We start from the raw sequence: 19849 nt of genomic DNA, 5'->3' as shown, positions 1-19849 counted from the left end.
GCACCCAGCCACTGGGGAGACGCAAAATCTTGCGTCTCTACCTACGTGTAATCTTTGAATTACCACCTGCTGGCCTGACTAAGAGCCTTCTTCATAATTATCTGTATTTTTTGCAAGAATAAGTATATTACGATCCAGTACTAATAATAGTTATAGTGTCTCTGTTTTACAATAAATATCGAGTAGAATCTACCAGGCTGAGATCATGGGATTATAGCAGCAGTGCGGCATATTTTGTCACTCTATGTACCTTTAACAAGGAACAGTATTTTGGGTCGATCACCAACGAAAAAATCCATTGGTCGCCCTTAGGCATTGTCGCAAATGATTGTTGGCTGGCGATCCCGCAACATTTTCCATTTGTTGACGTGGATGTATTCACAGTCATGCCCAATCATGTACACGGAATTATTGGGATAAATAGAACATTTGACAACCAAAAGGAGCAATCAGGAAGTAGTTTTGGTCCGCAGTCGAAAAATCTTGGGTCAATCATGCTGGGTTATAAAATTGGAGTAACGAATTATGCCAATGAAAACAATATTGTGTTTAAATGGCAACCTCGTTTTCATGATCACATAATTCTCAATGAAGAGGAATATCTGAAAATAAGGAACTACATTATCACTAATCCACAAAGATGGCAGGAAGATAAATTTTATAGAAAATAATTGCCAATGGCGGTTCGTAGAGATGCAAGATTTTGCGTCTCCAAAGCGGCGGGGCGCAGCACATATACAATAGCTGTTTTCATTTGTGTATTTTTAATAACCACACAGCCACAAAAAAAGAGCGCTCCAACCGGAGCGCTCTTTCTATAAAAAATCTATTGTTAAATTAGTTGGCTGCCGGTGGAGCAACATCAGCTGGTGCATCGTCTGCAGCGGCTTTGTTGATCTTGTCGAATTCGAACAGCAATGAGAAACGTACTGTGTTAGACAATGGGTTGCGGGTAGTACCGCTGCCCTGCGGAACGATGTATGCCGCATTGATCTGGAATACATTGTACTTAACACCCAGTCCTGCAGTTATATACTGACGGTCACCATTGCTCTTGTCTTCGTAGAAGTAACCTGCACGCACAGCGAACTGATCCTGGTACCAATATTCAAGTCCCAAAGAAAGATCTAGCTTCTGCAATTGGTTGCCACCACCGAATGACGAAAACACACCGCTGATGATACCTACCTGTGTATCTGAGCTATTCAGCGCTGGTACCAGTAGTTTGTTTACGTCAAAGGCAAAAGTCATCTTGTTATACTGGTCGAACTGAGTAGTATACGCTACACCCAGGCCAAGGTTCATTGGTATGAAATCCTTTCTGCTGGAGTTGTAAGATATCTTAGAACCAAGGTTACTTACTACCGCACCCAGGTTAAGGGTGTTGACATGGATATCATCTTTTTCTTTCCTCTTAGTGTAGAATACACCTGCGTCGGCAGACAATGCATTACCCGGCTTGTAGTTGTTACCCGCAAGGTAGCTTACGCCCGATGCGATAGCAGAGTGGATATACCTGAGGCTTACACCTGTAGAGAAATTTTCAGACAACTTACGTGAATAGCCAACATCGAAAGAATACTCACGTGGCTGACCTGTACCATTAGGGTCGCCCGTATTGGTAGTGTAGTTGATATTACCCAAAGAGAAATAACGCATAGATGCGCTGATTGTCTGGTTATTATCCTTGCCTATTTTGGCATAGCCGGAAATATAAGCCAGGAAGATATCCGGAACGAGGTCCTTCAACCATGGAGTATATGTAGCAGAGATACCATAATTCTTCTCAGAAAAGGCCAGTTTAGCAACGTTCCAGTATTGTGCGTTTGCATCTGGTGTGGTAGCAATACCAGCATCTCCCATGGCACCTGCACGGGCATCGGGGGTAATTCTCAGAAAGGGAACTGCTGTAGTAACAAAGTTCTGGGTACCGTTTACATTCTGGGCCCGGCCATTAAAAGACACAAGACCGGCTAATAGTGTTAAGCTTGCAATTGCAAAATGTTTTGCCATTTTGTTATTATTGTTTTATTTAAAGTTTTGCAAAAATATTCCTTTTTGCCCACTATCACAATATTTAATTGAGATACGGCCATTGTATTAACGTATGATTGCCAGCTTTTGGTATGCAGAGGTCTTATAACCTTTTTCTGTTGATATGTTCAGTCTGTAAACGTATACGCCTGATGGTAACGGAGAACCGCCATTATCGGTGCCATCCCAGGTAATATCTGAGCTGCGGCTGCCGCCCGGTGTAAAGGTTTCTTTGATCGTTTTGGCCAGGGCGCCGGCTGTATTGAATATGTTGATCTCTACATTCATCAATTCATCGGGGTGGTTGTGCTCGAATACAAAGTGTGTAAGGCCACCGAACGGATTAGGATAGTTGCCCAGATTCTGAATAGCAAATAGCTCGCCTTTGATCACCACAAAATCTACCGATCCTTCACCAACATTATTGTTTACATCCCATGCCTTCACTCTTATGGTATGCACACCGTCGGGCAGGCCTGTAAGTGGATACTTGGCAAAACCCAACTGGAATGTATTAGGAGCTGTTTCGTAATAGTCATTCAAAATGTAAGGCAGCTCCACATTGCCATCGAGCACTGCTGTAAGATCATGACCAATGCCGTAGCCCGATACATTAATGCCGGTAAGCGAACTAAGGATGACAAACAAAGAAGTATTAGTGCCGGTAATGCCACCATTAATAAACGCGCTGTCATTCATAAATGGTCTTACTGTAGGCGGTACATCATTGTTTACAGGATTAGCCGAATAACCTCCTATAGCTATAGATGTATCCATACCCGCAGCGTCTGTTACTCCGTTTTCGGCGTAAGTGCTTATTTTACCTTTTCCGAAGAAGTAATTGATATCCTTAGGCGTAATGAAAGTGATTGAAAACTGACCATTAGTTACGGAAACCTTACCCTTGTAGATCAGGTTGTCTTGCACAGCAAATGACTTTCTGCTATATCCCGCAGGAAACGAAACGTTTCTTGCCTTGTCGAAAAACGACATAGTGAGTGAACCGTTGAAATCATTAATAACGTTATTATTATTGTCGCGTATGGTGCCTTTAATGGTGTACATGCCAAGGGCTCTTACCGTGTCGGCGACTTCCATTGTTGCACCATCAAGAATGCTATCGATGGTCACCTTATTTTCAGGGAAATTGGGGGTCAGTGCGGGGTCGCCAAGCAATGTCCATTTACGGAAATTGGCGAGTACAGATTCGGGCTGAAGATTTATGTAGGTTAAGTTCTTTCCTGCTCTTACCGCATCGCCGAAAGTATTCCACCTGCCATTCGCATTCCTGGTGAACTGAGATTCTACATATTCTCTGTTCATCTCCTTATTGTATGAAGAGAATACAGCCTGTGTAGTCGTGATCATGGCTATAACACCACCCTTAGTGTCGAAAAGCAACTGTTCTGCTGCCGAAATAAATTCGGGATGATCGAACTGGCCAAAATCGCAGGTGGCAGTGATCATGAATGGCAGTTTGTCAATGTTTGCCCATTGGCTGTAGTCGTCCTGCGTCAGTATACGCTCATGCGCCAGCAGATCATTACGGCCATGGCCATTGTAGTTGATCATGAATGCGCCCTTATAGATCTGGTCATTGAGCGATGTATTGGCATTAGGGCATCTGTCGCCTGCCGGAGTGTTTACAAACGGTATAACATCCAGGTACACCTTCTGCTCATTATACAGGTTTTTGGTGCTTTGAACGAGTTGTGCGCAAACCAGTTCTGCATCGTCCGCGTGGAACCCTGCGGGGTCGTTATTATCAGCGGCGAAAGTGGTTGACAGGCGCCATGGGCCTAGTGTAGCTGTTGATTTGTAATGAATGATCTTATCGACCACATCATTTGCTACAGTCAGGTTTCTGGCTGATATACGGCCTGAACCAATATCAAGAGCGTTGACCACACTCCCATCTTCTATGTTTTCCGAGTCGTCGAGGAATCCATAAAAATCATCGCTAAGGAAGCTATTAATGGAGTTGGAATCATTGGTAGATTCAAACGTAGGCACAAGATTAGCGTTGTTGGCTACGCGATGCTTATAGTCATAAGAAGCACTTCCCAAAAGCAACAAGTAGCGCGGAATGTCAGCACTGTCGGTGCCGGCATTCTTATACATCATACGCACATAATCTCTTATAGCGCTAAGGTCTTGTGCTCCAGATGAAAATTCATTGTAAATATCACGGGTAGTAGCTATTGCCGTGCGCAGGTGATCGTGGCTGGCGTGGAAATCGGCCAATCGCTGTGCTGCCTGTAGAAATGATACGTCGGTAATTATGATCAGATCTGCTGCTGTGCTGGCATGCAGGTTTTGGTTAGGTACGCCGCCAACGTAGTAGGCGCTATATAATGCCTCATTATTCATGGCTACAAATTCATGTAGCATATTGGCATTCTGAGTAAATGAATAGGTACTGCCGGATAGTGTTCCCTGCATCATTACAGGGTGCAGAGGATCGGTCACGTCCCACACTTTTGTAAAGCCGTTAGCGTTGGTCAACTGGTAATTAGTGATCTTTCCTGCACCGGTTGTCGACCAGTCTCTGAAATTAAGCTGGTTGCCACCAATGTTCAGATTTCTGCGGCCATTCAGTTCTATATAATCAAGATAGCCTTTGGATGATGGGTCGCCCGCGGCAGCATTGAAAGTAATTGTGATATTGGCTGTTCTTGAATTACAAGGTACGGTCCATGTTGGCGCACGATGTGTTAACAAAATATCTGCGGCCGTTGGGGTAGGGGTGTCGAAAAGTGCATTACCCATAGGTGCGCCATTCAGCGTAGCTACAATAGTGCTGTTTGCTGCTTCCTGGTGGCAGGCAAACTTTACCTTACACTCCAGTGTTGCAATATTGTCGCCCAGGTCGAAGCTGTAAGATTTGGTACTGATATTAATGTCCGGAGAGTATTTGTCGTTGAACCAGCTTTTGCTGTAACCTGTAGGGTTGATCAGGTCCTGGTCGTTCACATCAAAGAAGTTGAACGTGGTAGCGGTGGTATTAGGTGTTGGCACAGAACCCTGAGTCTGAACCCTTGCGCCAGCGCCATTATTGAAAGTAATAAAGTAGTATGCTGTATCTGTGTAAAGATTGTTGAGGTGTGTAAACCGCTGTTTGGCGCTGTCTTTCACCATGGCAGTAGGGCCTGAGCCATAAAACACTACATAGTCGCCGGTATTAAAAGCATTGTCGCCGCCATCGTTCACCCATATATTATTCTCAGCAAGGTCACTGATCCTGGGCTGTGCGTTATCTTCAGAAAGCATGGTGCCGCCATTGCCAAAGATCCTGATGTTTGCCGGATTGACATCTGCAAGGTTTACGCCCATGGAGGTGAAAAAGGCGCCATCAAGTTTGTACAAACCTGTTTTAGTAAGCCCTATCTTATACCATGTGCCGGTTGATAGCACAGAATTGGTTGCTGAAGTAGTTTTTGATGCAGTTGTAGTTGGTGGCAATTCAGTCTCGGTAATATCGAGTGTAAAGCCTGTTACCTGGTCTGCAATGCCCGCTATAGCTGTTGCTTTATAAGCAGGTACGCTGATCACCGCAAATGGCCTCTTTCTATCCATGCCCAGCCTCACAACTACATCGGTCTGGTTGCCCGCTGCCGCATCGGAAGGTAGCGCAACACCAGTGGTATAAGAGATGCCCGAAATTACAACCTGTGGTTTGGCATATGCTTTCAACCATACCTTTTCGCTTATATAGCCTGTATGTATATTATTACTGCTTACCTGGTAAGCAGTAGTGTAAGCATGGGCAGGTGCTGCTGCGGTAAGCGACAACAGCAAAAGGGTAGAATAGTTAATAATTAATTTTTTCATATAACCAGGAGGTAATAATTTTTTGAATTTTTCAACCGGCAAAAAACCTCTTTCTCAAAATTACTTAAATATGGTCAGAAAGGCTGAGAAACGGCAATTGCCATGGTATAACAACGAGAAAATTTAACGTATATTTTGTGTGGACAAAAGAATTATTTACGTAAATTTTATTTTTGTGGTTGGGAATGCTTGAAAATCTGAAAAGAAAGTACTAACATTGTTCCTTGATTTAACAGTTTGTCAGACTAATACCGTCAAATCTTTGAGTTTTATTATGAAAAGAAAATTAATAGGCGTCACTTTACTTTGTATTGGAGTTTCCACACTTTTTTCTGCTTGTACATCCCGTTCACGTAAGGAAGGTAAGGGAGATGGGTTTTCCAACACTACCGGTTGGCCATTGAATGATCGCCGTTGGGGTGGTTTTGATGTGGCTTTAGGATATCAGGGTCAGCAGACCCCGGTGGGTATGACTCTCGTGCAGGGCGGTCGTTTTACAATGGGTGCCAAGGATGATGAATTGGTAACCGGAGAAAACAATAATAACAGGCGTACAGTTTCTGTTTCTTCATTTTATATGGATGAAACGGAATTGGCCAACATCAGCTACCGCGAATATATCTATTGGTTAGGCCGTGCTTACGCAAATGACCTTCCTGAAGTAGTAGTGGCTGCATTGCCCGATTCTACTGTATGGCGTTCACCATTGGGTTATAACGAGCCTTACGTGAAGAATTACTTCCGTGCGGCTGCTTATGATAACTATCCGGTTGTGGGTGTTAACTGGTACCAGGCAAGTGATTATTGCAAATGGCGTACAGACCGCGTGAATGAGTATTTGCTCATTGCCGCAGGAGCTTTGCAGCCAAATGTTAACCAGACAGGTGAAGACGTATTCACTACTGAGACTTACATGAACGGTCAGTATCAGGGTACTAATGGTGGTCGTCAGAAATCAGATCTTGATGCGAACGGATCAGGTACACGTCCTTACAATATGTCTGACGGTATCTTTATGCCAGACTATCGCCTGCCAACAGAAGCTGAGTGGGAATATGCTGCTCTGGGTTCTGCAGGTAATAACCCGGCTCCGGAAACTAAGCGTCGTCGTGGTGAAGAAGTTGTTACAGATAATAACGTATACGGCTGGGGACCTAGAAATACTACCCGCTACGATATCCACAATATGTACCAGGGTGAATTCATGGGTAACTTCATGAGAGGTGCCGGTGACTACATGGGTGTTGCAGGTGGTTTGAATGACAATGCTGATATCACTGCAAAGGTTAGAACATACCATCCGAATGCTTTGGGTCTGTATAACATGGCCGGTAACGTTAATGAGTGGGTTATGGATACTTACCGTCCGAACTCTCACGATGATGTTGATGGTTTCCGTTCTTTCCGTGGTAATGAGTACATGAGACAGCAGTTCCAGGAAGATGGTACTGTGGAAGAAAGAGATTCTACCGGTCACATTCCATACACACGCGTTCCAGCAAATGAATCATCACAACAGGGTCGCCAGATCAGAAGTTCTAACCTGTATTCTTATAAAGATGGTGATACTTCTTACGCAGGTGGACAGTTGGACAAGATGAATTATGGTCAGTATCAGTATGGTATCAACACTTTGATCAATGACTCTACTAAGGTTTACAAGGGTGGATCATGGGCTGACCGCGCTTATTGGTTGGCACCGGGTACACGTCGTTACATTCAGGGTAATTTGTCATCAAACACCATCGGTTTCCGTTGCGTAGTTGATCGCCTGGGTAGCCCTAACGGTAACAATGAGCCTGCAGGTAACGGCTTTGGCCGCGAGAAGAACCGCAGACGCTAATTAATAGCAATAACTAATATTGAATAACTCTTTGCAACCCCCTTCGTAATAAGAAGGGGGTTGTTTATTTTTACAGTAATTACTTCAATAAATTGACCGGTTGTGGAAATAAAGGAATTGTATGAACGCTATCTCAGGTATCCTTCTGTACAGACAGATACCCGGAAGATAAAGCAGGGAGATATTTACTTCGCCTTGAGCGGGCCTAATTTTGATGGCAATACATTTGCTGCCGAAGCACTGCAAAAAGGTGCGGCATATGCTGTTATTGACAATGCAGCATTTGCGGTGGGTGACAAGTGTATAGTTGTCGATAATACGCTGCAAACGCTGCAGCAGCTGGCTAAGTACCACAGGCAGCAAATGGATATCCCCTTTATAGCTATTACAGGCTCTAATGGCAAAACAACTACCAAAGAGTTGCTGGCAGTAGTATTGAGCCGTAAATATATTACCTACGCTACTGAGGGCAACCTGAACAATCATATAGGTGTGCCGCTTACCATTCTTAAGATAAAGAAGGATGCGCAGATGGCCATTATAGAAATGGGGGCCAACCACCAAAAAGAGATAGCATCTTATTGCGAAATAGCACTGCCCGATTATGGCGTGATCACTAATTGTGGTAAGGCCCATATAGAAGGCTTTGGCGGCATAGAAGGAGTAAGGAAAGGAAAGGGTGAGTTGTATGATTTTATCCGTGAAACAGGCGGGACCATTTTTCTGAATACTGATCTTGAATACCTGGAACCAATGGCTGACGGCATTAGTGAGCAGATAACTTATGGATCTCACCCGGCGGGCTATACAGGCAGGCCGGTAATGAACGGGGTATTCCTGAATGTAGAGGTAGATACCGATGATGAGCCGGTGACCTTAACTACTCACCTTGTTGGCGAATATAATTTCCCTAATGTACTGTTGGCGGTAGCTGCAGGCGAGCATTTTGGTGTAAGTCTGCAGGAAATACAAGCAGCGCTCGCTGCTTATAATCCCGACAACAGCCGTTCTCAATGGCTGAAAAAGGGCAATAACCAGGTGATACTAGATGCCTATAATGCTAACCCCACCAGTATGAAAGCCGCAATGGAAAATTTTGCGAAAGCAGATCTGCCGGGTAAAATGTTATGGATAGGCGGTATGCGGGAAATGGGTACAGAAGAGCAGCACGAACATGCAGAATTGGTAGCACTGATAGACAAGTATGAGTGGGCAGGCGTAATACTGGTGGGTAAGGAGTTTGCTACTGTAAAGAGCGCCCATATGTGGTTTGAAAACTCCACAGACGCTGCTGCGTATGTGGCGCAACATCCTCCGGTCAACAGTTCTATATTGATCAAAGGCTCGCGGGGCAGTAAAATGGAAGTGATGGCGGCTGCTCTGCCTGAGTAGAGCTGCTGATTATCTTAGCTAAATAGATATGGTTTTCAATGTAGTTCGTTGTTCTCAAATATTTTTGTATTAGGTTTGTTTTGTCATTTATACAATAAGCATGGATAAGGTATCAATACTCAAAGAAAAGATAAAAGAAGCCCACCTGGGTGGTGGTGTAAAACGTATAGAATCGCAGCACAAAAAGGGCAAGCTCACCGCCCGCGAAAGGCTGCTGCTCCTGCTCGATGAGGGATCTTTTGAAGAGATAGGGATGCTGGTAACGCATAGAAGCCGTGATTTTCACATGGAAAATGAAACATACCTTGGCGATGGTGTGGTGACCGGGTATGGAACTGTCAATGGCCGACAGGTATACGTCTATTCTCAGGATTTTACCGTATTTGGTGGTAGCTTGTCTGAGACCCACGCAGAGAAGATAGTAAAGATCATGGATCTGGCTGCGCAGAACGGTGCCCCTCTTATTGGTCTTAACGATAGTGGTGGTGCACGTATACAGGAAGGTGTAGTATCATTAGGTGGTTACGCCGATATCTTTCATCGCAATGTAAAGGCATCGGGTGTGATACCGCAGATATCTGCTATCATGGGCCCATGCGCCGGTGGTGCGGTTTACTCACCTGCTATTACCGACTTTATAATGATGGTGGAAAATACCTCTTACATGTTTGTCACAGGCCCCAACGTTGTGAAGACAGTAACCCATGAAACTGTTACCAGTGAAGAGCTTGGCGGTGCAAATACACATGCGTCTAAGTCGGGCGTTACACACTTCGCTTGTGCCAATGAGGTAGAGTGTATAGAGAACATTAAGAACCTGCTTAGCTACATGCCGCAGAATTGTGAGGACGATGCCCCGGTATATCCTTATGAAGCAGGTAATGAAACAAGAGAAGCATTAAACAGTATCATTCCTGAAAATCCCAATCAGCCTTATGACATTAAAGATGTAATAGCCGAAATTACTGATGAAGATTCTTTCCTGGAGGTGCATAAACAGTGGGCGGAAAACATTGTTGTGGGTTTTGCGCGCATAGGTGGCCGCAGCATAGGTATTGTAGCTAATCAACCCGCTTATCTTGCCGGTGTGTTAGACAATAATGCGAGCCGCAAGGGTGCGCGCTTTACGCGCTTCTGCGACGCCTTTAATATACCATTGCTGGTGTTGGTAGATGTGCCGGGCTTCCTGCCGGGTACCGACCAGGAGTGGCAGGGTATCATCATTAATGGTGCTAAGTTATTGTATGCGCTGAGTGAAGCAACCGTACCTAAGATCACGGTGATCACTCGCAAGGCATATGGTGGTGCATATGATGTAATGAACTCGAAGCACATTGGTGCCGACATGAACTATGCATGGCCTACAGCCGAGATAGCGGTAATGGGAGCCAAGGGTGCATCAGAGATCATCTTCAAGAAAGAGATATCAGAAGCTGCAGACCAATACTCTAAGATCGCTGAAAAGGAAGCTGAATACATTGAAAAATTTGCCAACCCATATGTAGCTGCCGCAAGGGGCTTTGTTGATGAAGTAATACTTCCTGAAGCTACCCGCGCTAAGCTGATCAAAGCATTTAAGATGCTGGAAAATAAGGTGGTTGTCAATCCTAAGCGCAAGCATGGTAACGTGCCACTGTAAGTAAAAAGTAAAAACTTAAAAGTAAAAAGTGTTTTATTCGTAAAGCCCCGTACGGAAGTTCGGGGCTTTGCCGTTTTTTGGATAGGAATAGCGACTTTTACAAAGCCAAATTATTCAATGAAGAAACTCCTCGACTGGTTTTTGCTGACAAGCTCATTTACCGCATTTTGCGCTATGGGCCTGTGCATGGCTACCGAGCGGCTCGTCAATGATATTCCTATCCCGTGGTTCAATCAGCTTGACGTGTTCGTCTATGGTTGTACGCTTGTTGTCTACAACCTGCATAAAGCGGTGAAGCGGAGAAAGTCTGTTGAGGTAGGCTTGCCGCGGCTTACCAGCTGGCACCGGCAGGTATATGCGCTAATGTCTTTTATTGGCCTGTTTATGATGGCAGCAAGTTTTCGTGTCTTACTGTCTGAAAAAATGTTGATCGCCTGTGCCGTACTGGGGTTCATATCTTTTGCCTATTCTATGCCATTATTGCCATTCAAAACAAAGAAACGGTTGCGCGATTTTGGCTGGCTGAAGATATTGTCTTTGGCTAGTGTATGGACGATAGTAACATCTGTATTGCCCATGCTCTACTGGCAAAGGCACGTAAGCGACTTCCCTTACGAAATTGTAGTGCGGTTCATGTTTATTTTCTCACTGTGCATCATCTTTGACATACGAGATGTGAAGGATGACATTGCCAGCAATATCAATACCTTTCCGCAGATAGTGGGCATAAAGAATAGCTATACGGTGATCAATATTTCGTTGATCTTATTTATGCTTGCCGGCATCGTTCAATACCTGCGTTATCCGCTATGGTACAGGCTGGTAGCAGTAGTGATCACTGCTATAGTCACCAGGTATGTAGCCGAATACCTGAAGACACACAACAGCGAACGTAATTACCTTATTTATGCCGATGGCGTAATGATCGTGTACTCTTTACTGGTTCTATTGTTATAACAGGGCTTAGAAATGTACAAAACTCAATCCCATTTGTATCAATCCTATCAGGAAGCCGAACACACCGCAAATGCCTTCAATAAGCCTGAATTCGCGCTTCATCACAGTGGCCAGTATCTCTTCCAGCTTGTCTGATGAGAAGCCCGCAACCTTATCAGTCACCATCTTTTGCACATCTATTTTATGCACCAGGTTATCTGCATATTTGCCGATCACTTCAGGCAGCATTATTTCAATTTCCTCCATCAGTCCCTCTTTCACTTTTTCCAGCATGCCCTGCCCAACAAACATGGAGATTACCGGCATCTTTTCTTTCAGGCGTGTATTGAGGAACGTGTCTATATGCTTTTCAATATCCGGCATTACCGCAGCCAGCTGATCGGGGTCCTTAATCTTTTCGGCTATTTGAGCTGCATTCAAAAGGTCATTGGCCACTACGCTACCCAGCTTCTGAGCAAATATATGCTGCCGCTTCGGGAAGATCCCCTGTATCGTTAACCCGAAAATGTGAATGGGCTTACGCGGGTGAAACAGCATGTAAAAAGCCAGCCACGTAGTAAACCAACCAATAAATGCAGAAACAAAGGGCTGTGCCCAGAATGATAAACTATGCATAGGTATAATGATCGTAAGTAAAACGGTTGCAAAGGTAAGTGAAGGTGATGCAATAAATACGTTATAATCTGTTGTGCTGGTTAAGCATCAAAATTAGAAATACAATTCATGTCATTGCGCCGTAGGTGCAAAAGGTTTGTAGTATACAGGGCCTATTCCTGATCCGCGAGCCGTAGGTTCGCGCCCAACACAACCTTGATTTTTTAATGTCTAACTCGTATTAGTTCATCAATCTCGGATAAAAATGAAGGAAGACCTCGCCCGATATAGGCATTTCTCCATACAATGAATTTAACGCCTTGTCTCCTTTATACGCGGCTAGCTGCGCACCGGCCGCCATGGTCACACCTTTAAAGCTGTACACATCATAGCTGCCCCCAAGTGTAAGTGCATGAACAGGGTATTGCTTATCAAGGCGGTAAATAATGCCCGGCAGGTTCAGTTCTTCGCCTGTTTTCTGTACAAATTCGTAGCGGGTATACAATGCCAGTTTCTTCAGCTTTAAAGTTGCCTCAAGTAGGGCAGAGTTAGATGCGTCTTGTCCGTCAATAAGATTTTGTCCCAATACCGCAGTAGCGGAAACAAACTTATTCTTACCCATAGGATGTACATAAGTGGCAGACGCAGTGGTGCGCACAATATCTTCACCCGGTGCCAGCGCTTCAGGGCTTTTAATAAACCCGGATGATACCTGTATAGCCCAGTTGGCGCTTGGGTTATAAGATAGTCTGCTGCTAAAAGAGTTAAACCTTGGTTTGTCAAATGCGTATCTGTCCTCATCAGGCTCTCTGCCTGTAAACGAAGACCCCTCCAATCTGAACCGGCCATAACGTATACCAAGCGTAGCCACCCCAAAGGTGATATGTGTAGCATCCTGCCAGTGGTGCCCTATGGGGGCGTCGGGGCCAAACATACCCGATGTACGGTGCATAAACGTTACGGGCCCCAGTGCAGGCTCTCCGGGATAGCCAATGTAAATGAACGCGTCAGACTTATCTGATAGGGCATATGAATAACTTGCCGATAGTTCGGAGAATAGGTCATGAGGATGCTGGCGGTCTACCAAAGGCTGGTTCTTCCACGACTCGCCTGTTTGAAAGAGCAGTGGATACCCGCTACCTCCCGCTATTATAGCATCAGTAGACAGCATCACATTAAAGTGCAATAAACCCTTCGTCCCTATTTTTCTTTGTGCCATTCCCATCAGCATATCTGGGGCATCTATTTTATCGCCACCTCTGCTGCCTGCATTGGTAATGTCTTGTTTGTTGTATCTTATATAGATATCTCCATGGGACATGAACATCCATTCCTTATGGTGCATCATGTACCCATACATTGGCGCCGCATCTGGCAACCAGCTGGTGCCCGATCCGTTTCTGTTCATGGGCAGATATAGTGATAATGCACTGGGCATGGATTTCATTTTCTTGGGCTGGTCGCTCATGTCCATGTCATCGTCCATTTCCTCCTCGCCGTCATCATACTCTGCCGAGTCTGCCGGCTTGTGCTTGGGTATGTGTTTGATACGGGTGTCATATTGTGCGCTTGCATACATGCAGCACAATAATAGTAGAACGGTAAGAAAGGATAATGTTCTCATAAATATTAACTTAAAGAACAACACATCAAAAATGTACCACCAGGCATTTACCACCAATTAAATGGCTAAGCACCCATAAATATACTTTTTATATCATGACGAATGCATTATTTTTGTTTTAATAAAACCGAAAAGATGAAGAGACTTTTTACACTACTGGCACTTACCCTGCCCGCATTAAGCGCAATTTCCCAGACTATAACCTGGGGCACACCCGTTACTGTAACTACAGCAACAGGTGCTAACCTGCATCCGCGGATAGCGCTGAACAGGAGCGGCAGCCCATATGTACTTTGGGGACAGACAGATACAAAAGCATTATTTGCCAAATGGAACGGTACAGGATTTACTACTCCTGTGACAGTGAGCGGAGGAATAAATGTATTTGCACAATCGTGGGCGGGGCCTGATATGGCTGCATTTGGCGATACTATTTACGTGGCTGTGAAGCGTTCTCCCGAAAATATGAACATGAACCACATGTACCTCACCCATTCTTATGACGGCGGGATGACCTTCTCCGATACAGTGAGAATAGACAACATTGATACGAACATGTCCCGCTTCCCTATAGTTACAACCACTAAGACAGGTAATCCGCAGATAGCGTTCATGAAATTCAATAGTGCATTTGCAGATGCGCGATATGTAGTAACAAGATCCGCCAATTACGGAATGACCTTTTCACCCGATGCGTTGGCTAGCGGTGCTTCCGGCGATGTTTGCGATTGCTGCCCCGCATCGATCATTTCATCAGATACCAATACACTGGTTTTATTCAGGAATAACCTAAGCAATATCCGCGATATATGGATGGGCCTTTCCAACAACAGCGGAGCTTCATTTTACAACAATAGGGTGGCTGATACTTCTAACTGGATGATCATGTCCTGCCCATCGAGCGGGCCTGATGGTTTTGTATTGGGTGATAGCGTCTACACTGTTTTCATGAGCAACGCATCTGGTATGCCTTATGTCTACCTGAGCAAAACAAACATTGCAACCATGACTGCAGTCACCGCACAGAAAAAGATAACAGGTATGTTCACTGGCCTATCTTCTCAAAACTATCCCCGCATTGCCAACGTGGGTAATAGTGCAATTGCAGTATGGAAGCAGAACACCTCTTCCGGCAATGGTATCGCATACTCTTTTACCAGTAATATTTTGGGTGGTCTTTCAGGCTATACCAATCTACCCGGTGCTACAGGTAGCGGTGTTATGAATGCCGACGTGGCCATGAAGAGCGGGGAAATACATGTGGTGTGGGAAGATGATAATACAGGCAAGGTGATGTACATAAAAGGTACTTACACACCTGTATCTGTTGCCAATATTAGCCGCAAAGAAATGATCAGCATTTATCCAAATCCTGCCAGCGATAACTTCACGGTACCAATGGGCAAGATCAACACAATAACCTATGCTTACCTTACCGATAATATGGGTAGAAATATAGCCTTAGTACCATCTTTAAAGAATGGTACGGCTGTCTTCTCAATACCAGGTATTGCGACCGGCGCATATTATTTTGTAATGGGCGATGATGCGGGTAAAAGCTATTACAGCAAACTGATAATAGAATAATTCGATTTCCTTACTATTTATGAAATGCCTTCTCCACCCGGAGAGGGCATTTTTTTTGCTCAAGTATATAATTGTCATCGTTTAATGAATGGGTATTATTTTTCATCCAAAAAATATCGGTTCCTTCCAAAAAAAGAATGCCGTCTGTCCGAAGGAAAAACACTGTTGAGCCGTCTAAGAATGGTAAGCATGAAGACGTGGATCATTATAGGGGTGGTAATGGCATTGGGGCTATTGTCGTTCAGCAGGAAGCCTGCCGATCGGTTTGTGGTGCCTGCAGGCTGGCCTAAACCCGCTTATAATTTCAAGAAAAATCCGTTAGATCCACAAAAGGTAGAAATGGGTAAAAGGTTGTTCAATGAAACATTATTGTCCCGGGATAATACCATATCCTGCAATAGCTGTCATGCACAATACACGGCCTTTGCACATACCGACCATAGCCTTAGTCATGGCATAGAAGGTAAGATAGGTCCGCGCAATTCACCTGCGCTGATGAACCTGGCGTGGAGCAATAGTTTTATGTGGGATGGCTCTGTAACGCAGCTCGATCTGCAGGCGCAGAAACCTATCACTAATCCGCTGGAGATGGATGAAACAATGGAACATGTGGTGGCAAAGTTGAAGGCCACAAGCAACTATCCCGATCTGTTTTTCAGGGCATTCGGCGACTCGCTGATAACAGTGGATATGATCATGCAAAGCCTCTCACAGTTTATGCTCACACTGGTAAGCGCCAATGCCAGGTACGACAGGGTAATGAATGGCGCAGACACATTTACAAAGAGGGAAGCAAATGGCTATGCACTGTTCAAACAAGATTGCGCTGCATGCCACAAAGAGCCGTTGTTTACAAATGGGCAGTTCGAAAATAATGGATTGGCTGTAGACGAATCGCTGGCCGATGGTGGGCGGGTTAAGATAACGCATAATGCAGGCGATTCACTAAAGTTCAAAGTGCCCACATTGCGCAATATTGAGGTCACTTATCCCTACATGCACGATGGTCGTTTCCGCAACCTGCAGATGGTGTTATTCCAGTATTCAGAACATGTGCAGCAGAGTAGCACACTATCTGTTCACCTGCAAAAGAAATTGATGCTTACCGAGCAGAACAAAGGAGATATTATACTATTCCTGAAGACGCTTACTGATGAAGAGTTTCTGAAAAATAAAAAGTTTGAGTTCGTTAATAATTAAACAACAGAAGTACACATGAAGAAGTTATTATTCTTACTGCTATTAAGCCCCGCCCTGGCCAATGCTCAGGCCAACATCAGCGCATGGACCATGAACCTGAATGGTAAATTAGGGAGCTATTGGAATCAGACCGCAACCAGTGGACCGCCCGTGTATGTATTCACCAACTCTGCCGACTCAGCCGATGTATTGAAGATGTGTTACTCCACAGATTCTATATGGGTGAGAGCGCAGGGGCTTACCGACAATATGGGCAAGTACATGAACCCCGGAAGCTGCCTGGCACAAAACTATGTCTTCCGCTTTCCCCGCAATCCGGTAGTGGCTACCACCAAAGTAATATCGCCAAAGGTAGGTGCCATCGGCTCGTTACTTAACGGTATTCCTATCTACGGTTTGACCAATGCCAACTCATGGAATGGTACTGCCAATGTTGGCGGTCCGGGTGGACTAGGTATATGGAATGTGGAAGTAGGACTGTCTGAAGGCTTTGTACTGGATACCGCTTTTGGCGCGCATCCGCAGCAGCAGGGAGCCTACCATACCCACACTACACCTTACAGGTATTACAGGAACACGCCCGCAGGTAAGCACTCACCGCTGGTTGGTTTTGCCTTTGATGGTTATCCTGTTTACGGTCCTTATGGATACACTAACCCCATGGATTCAACAAGTGGTGTTACCCGTATGAAGTCGGGCTACAGCATGCGTAGCATTACTACCCGCCACACGCTGCCCGATGGGACTGTGCTAACATCAGCGCAATACGGCCCCGATGTGAGCACTACTTACCCTATCGGTACTTATTGTGAGGACTACGAGTGGCTTTCTACTAATGGCGGCGATGTTGATGAATACAATGGCCGCTTCTGTCGTACTCCTGAATATCCTGCCGGCACCTACGCTTACTTTGTTACAACCGATGCTACCGGTGCAGCGGCATTCCCCTACTACATTGGCATCTACTACTACGGTCAGCCCGACCAGGGCAACTTTGGCATGGGTACGTCGCTGTCTATGCCTGCAGGTGTTACGTCTTGCCTTAGTCCCATAACCAACGGCATTGAAGATATTATTGCTGCCGGAACAAAATTCAGCATGTATCCCAATCCTGCTGCCGATCATATATCGCTTGTTACTACAGCCGATGCATTTACAGAGGTGGTCATCTACAACCAGTTAGGCGCAACAGTACTATCAACCACCATTGATAAAAACAACATGGACATCAACATTAACTTAAGCTCAGGGCTGTACTTTGTAAAATGCTTCAATAAGCAAACAGGCGCTGCTGAAGTGCAGAAACTGGTTATCCAACAATAACAGACCACAGAATAAACAGACTACTCATAACCAATCAGCCGGGGCATTGCTCCGGCTTTTTTTGAGACATATTATTCACGGCAAGTGGTAGAGACGCATAATTGCGTCTCCACATAACATGAGCCACACATGCCAGACGCAGCCTCTAAACCCACCAACATCACTCCACCACCACCTTTACCCGCGCACGGCCTATATTATTTTCATACACTGTAAAAAAATACAACCCCGATGTTAGCATACTTGTATTACAATCCAATGCATGGTCACCAACCGCCAGCGGCCCGTAACTTTCTTCCAAAACTACCTGCCCCATAATATTGGCCACTGTTATCCTCACATCGGCGGCATTCTTTAGCCAACAATGTATTGTTGCATTGTCAGCCACAGGATTAGGGTAAACCGACATTGCTGTTGCCTGCCTTTCATTGCTCACACCAAGTGTACCACATTTATCAGCTGCATACTCCCAGGTGGCTACCATAGGTTTTGCGCCCGTGTTCAGTGTGTCCTGGTATACTTGCCTGTTGGGGCAAATAATAAGCAGTGTAGGAAAGAAATTGATATTGTAACCCGATAAAAAATCGCTGAGCGCCACGCCTGTTGGTGGATCTATGATAGGGTAGTTACTGCCGGTCACCCAGTCGCCCTGTGTGCTGGTGCCTGTGCCGTTCAGGTCTGCTGAATTGGTAGAACCATCTCCCTCAATAAAAAATACCCGCCAAGTATTATCACCCGGCATATCATGCAATGTATACAAGCTATCGGGTGTTCCTGTAGTATGATAGTCCCAACATGGGTGACACCAGGTAGCTGAAATATCCAGCGCTACATACTTGCCTGAATCCAGGTAGCTATAAAGGTGGCGCGACACTCCATTGATATCAGTAAAAGTGAAGTCGGGCGCTACTGATCCATTGGCAGGTTGTGCATCGCACGGCCCAAAAGCCAGCAGTAAAAATAATATGATGTATATTTTGTTCATACCTGTTCTATAAAGATACGGGTTTAAATTTTTTAATAGAAAAAGGACTGTCTCTACTAAAGAGGCAGTCCCCCGCATTTATGTAAGCATCGTCTACTCTTTCACAAACGTCACTACCTGCTGGAATAAACGAGATAGTATTTGTTTCCCCCGTTTTGGATGAGTTTTTTGTCAGCTATGTTCATGAAACAAAATGCGCTCACATTCTGTTTTCTTGGGTTATGTTAAAAAAATATTACAGAAATGAACTTCCCCCGATTACCTTAACTTTGTAGCTCATAGATTTTTATGAAAAAGATACATATTGCATTGTTGTTATTGGTTGTAGTGGCTATAGCAGGTATTTCTGCCACATTCATCAATTTCAGCACGTACGAGACATTTGGTTCTGCCGCTAAGACTCCCGGCAAATCTTACCATGTTATAGGCTTTTTTGATAAGTCAAAGGGCATTAACTACGATGCCAAGACCGATCCTAACAAGTTTACCTTCTTCGCAAAAGATAAAGCCGGTAACATGACGCAGGTTGTGTTCATCAACGGTGCGCCTCCACGCGATATCGACAAGTCAGAACAGCTCGTGATGAAGGGATACATGCAGGACAATAAGTTTGTATGCAGCGGTATACAAATGAAGTGCCCGTCTAAGTACAAGAAAGATATGGTTGTAGGAGAGGGTGCATAATATATGTCTGCTTTCAATACGGTTATAGGTTATTGCATTTGATTTTTCAGGAGCGATCAACCAATTTTGATGTTTTACGGCAGAAAACTATACATGATAGTATGCTGATGAAACAACTTTTAAGTTTTCACCCTGCCTGCCGGCAGGCAGGTTTTA

The 19849-nt window shown here is 44.8% G+C and carries 14 protein-coding genes; 9 read left to right on the top strand and 5 right to left on the bottom strand.

Translation table 11 applies throughout. The features are described from left to right. Nucleotides 1-155 precede the first annotated feature (155 nt). Nucleotides 156-671, top strand: a complete 516-nt coding sequence (locus CJD36_RS06835; protein WP_105038391.1) for a transposase — start codon at nt 156-158, stop codon at nt 669-671. Nucleotides 672-837: 166 nt separating this feature from the next. Here CJD36_RS06835 and porV read toward each other — a convergent pair whose 3' ends face one another. Next, nucleotides 838-2013, bottom strand: a complete 1176-nt coding sequence (porV, locus tag CJD36_RS06830) for a type IX secretion system outer membrane channel protein PorV (RefSeq protein WP_105038390.1) — start codon at nt 2011-2013, stop codon at nt 838-840. Nucleotides 2014-2100: 87 nt separating this feature from the next. Beyond that, nucleotides 2101-5865 carry a type IX secretion system sortase PorU gene (gene porU / locus CJD36_RS06825; protein WP_133162531.1) on the bottom strand — a complete coding sequence of 1255 codons (3765 nt, stop codon included), beginning with the start codon at nt 5863-5865 and terminating at the stop codon, nt 2101-2103. 274 nt (nt 5866-6139) lie between these two features. Between porU and CJD36_RS06820 the strand changes: the two genes are divergently transcribed. The 4 genes from CJD36_RS06820 (at nt 6140) to CJD36_RS06805 (ending at nt 11696) form a co-directional block, all read left to right on the top strand. After that, the gene (locus CJD36_RS06820) at nt 6140-7708 is read left to right on the top strand and encodes an SUMF1/EgtB/PvdO family nonheme iron enzyme (protein ID WP_105038388.1); all 1569 of its coding nucleotides are present in this window, start codon (nt 6140-6142) and stop codon (nt 7706-7708) included. A gap of 102 nt (nt 7709-7810) precedes the next feature. After that, nucleotides 7811-9100, top strand: coding sequence for a UDP-N-acetylmuramoyl-tripeptide--D-alanyl-D-alanine ligase (locus CJD36_RS06815; protein ID WP_105038387.1), 1290 nt, complete (start codon nt 7811-7813; stop codon nt 9098-9100). 100 nt (nt 9101-9200) lie between these two features. Continuing rightward, nucleotides 9201-10739, top strand: a complete 1539-nt coding sequence (locus CJD36_RS06810) for an acyl-CoA carboxylase subunit beta (RefSeq protein ID WP_105038386.1) — start codon at nt 9201-9203, stop codon at nt 10737-10739. 117 nt (nt 10740-10856) lie between these two features. After that, on the top strand, nt 10857-11696 hold the full coding sequence (locus CJD36_RS06805) for a UbiA prenyltransferase family protein (protein WP_105038385.1): 840 nt from the start codon (nt 10857-10859) through the stop codon (nt 11694-11696). A 6-nt stretch (nt 11697-11702) separates the two neighbouring features. Here the strand turns inward: CJD36_RS06805 and CJD36_RS06800 are convergent, their stop codons facing one another. Then, nucleotides 11703-12311, bottom strand: a complete 609-nt coding sequence (locus tag CJD36_RS06800) for a DUF445 domain-containing protein (protein ID WP_105038384.1) — start codon at nt 12309-12311, stop codon at nt 11703-11705. Between the two features lie 220 nt (nt 12312-12531). Next, nucleotides 12532-13914: a porin family protein gene (locus CJD36_RS06795; RefSeq protein ID WP_133162530.1), complete on the bottom strand. Its 1383-nt coding sequence runs from the start codon at nt 13912-13914 to the stop codon at nt 12532-12534. Between the two features lie 135 nt (nt 13915-14049). On the opposite strand from CJD36_RS06795, the gene CJD36_RS06790 reads away from it, so the two are divergent. The 3 genes from CJD36_RS06790 (at nt 14050) to CJD36_RS06780 (ending at nt 18024) form a co-directional block, all read left to right on the top strand. Then, entirely contained in the window at nt 14050-15501 is a 1452-nt protein-coding gene (locus tag CJD36_RS06790) for a T9SS type A sorting domain-containing protein (RefSeq protein WP_105038382.1), read from the top strand. A 189-nt stretch (nt 15502-15690) separates the two neighbouring features. Then, the gene (locus tag CJD36_RS06785; RefSeq protein ID WP_161499237.1) at nt 15691-16701 is read left to right on the top strand and encodes a cytochrome-c peroxidase; all 1011 of its coding nucleotides are present in this window, start codon (nt 15691-15693) and stop codon (nt 16699-16701) included. A gap of 15 nt (nt 16702-16716) precedes the next feature. Then, nucleotides 16717-18024, top strand: coding sequence for a YHYH protein (locus CJD36_RS06780; RefSeq protein WP_105038380.1), 1308 nt, complete (start codon nt 16717-16719; stop codon nt 18022-18024). A gap of 160 nt (nt 18025-18184) precedes the next feature. Here CJD36_RS06780 and CJD36_RS06775 read toward each other — a convergent pair whose 3' ends face one another. After that, on the bottom strand, nt 18185-19009 hold the full coding sequence (locus CJD36_RS06775; protein ID WP_161499236.1) for a T9SS type A sorting domain-containing protein: 825 nt from the start codon (nt 19007-19009) through the stop codon (nt 18185-18187). A 288-nt stretch (nt 19010-19297) separates the two neighbouring features. On the opposite strand from CJD36_RS06775, the gene CJD36_RS06770 reads away from it, so the two are divergent. Then, nucleotides 19298-19693, top strand: coding sequence for a cytochrome c maturation protein CcmE domain-containing protein (locus CJD36_RS06770; RefSeq protein WP_105038378.1), 396 nt, complete (start codon nt 19298-19300; stop codon nt 19691-19693). Nucleotides 19694-19849 lie beyond the last annotated feature (156 nt).

The sequence above is a fragment of the Flavipsychrobacter stenotrophus genome, from assembly GCF_002954265.1.
GTDB classification, from domain to species: domain Bacteria; phylum Bacteroidota; class Bacteroidia; order Chitinophagales; family Chitinophagaceae; genus Flavipsychrobacter; species Flavipsychrobacter stenotrophus.
Note: the sequence above shows the minus strand (reverse complement) of the source record. Positions and strands in the feature narration are given on the sequence as shown.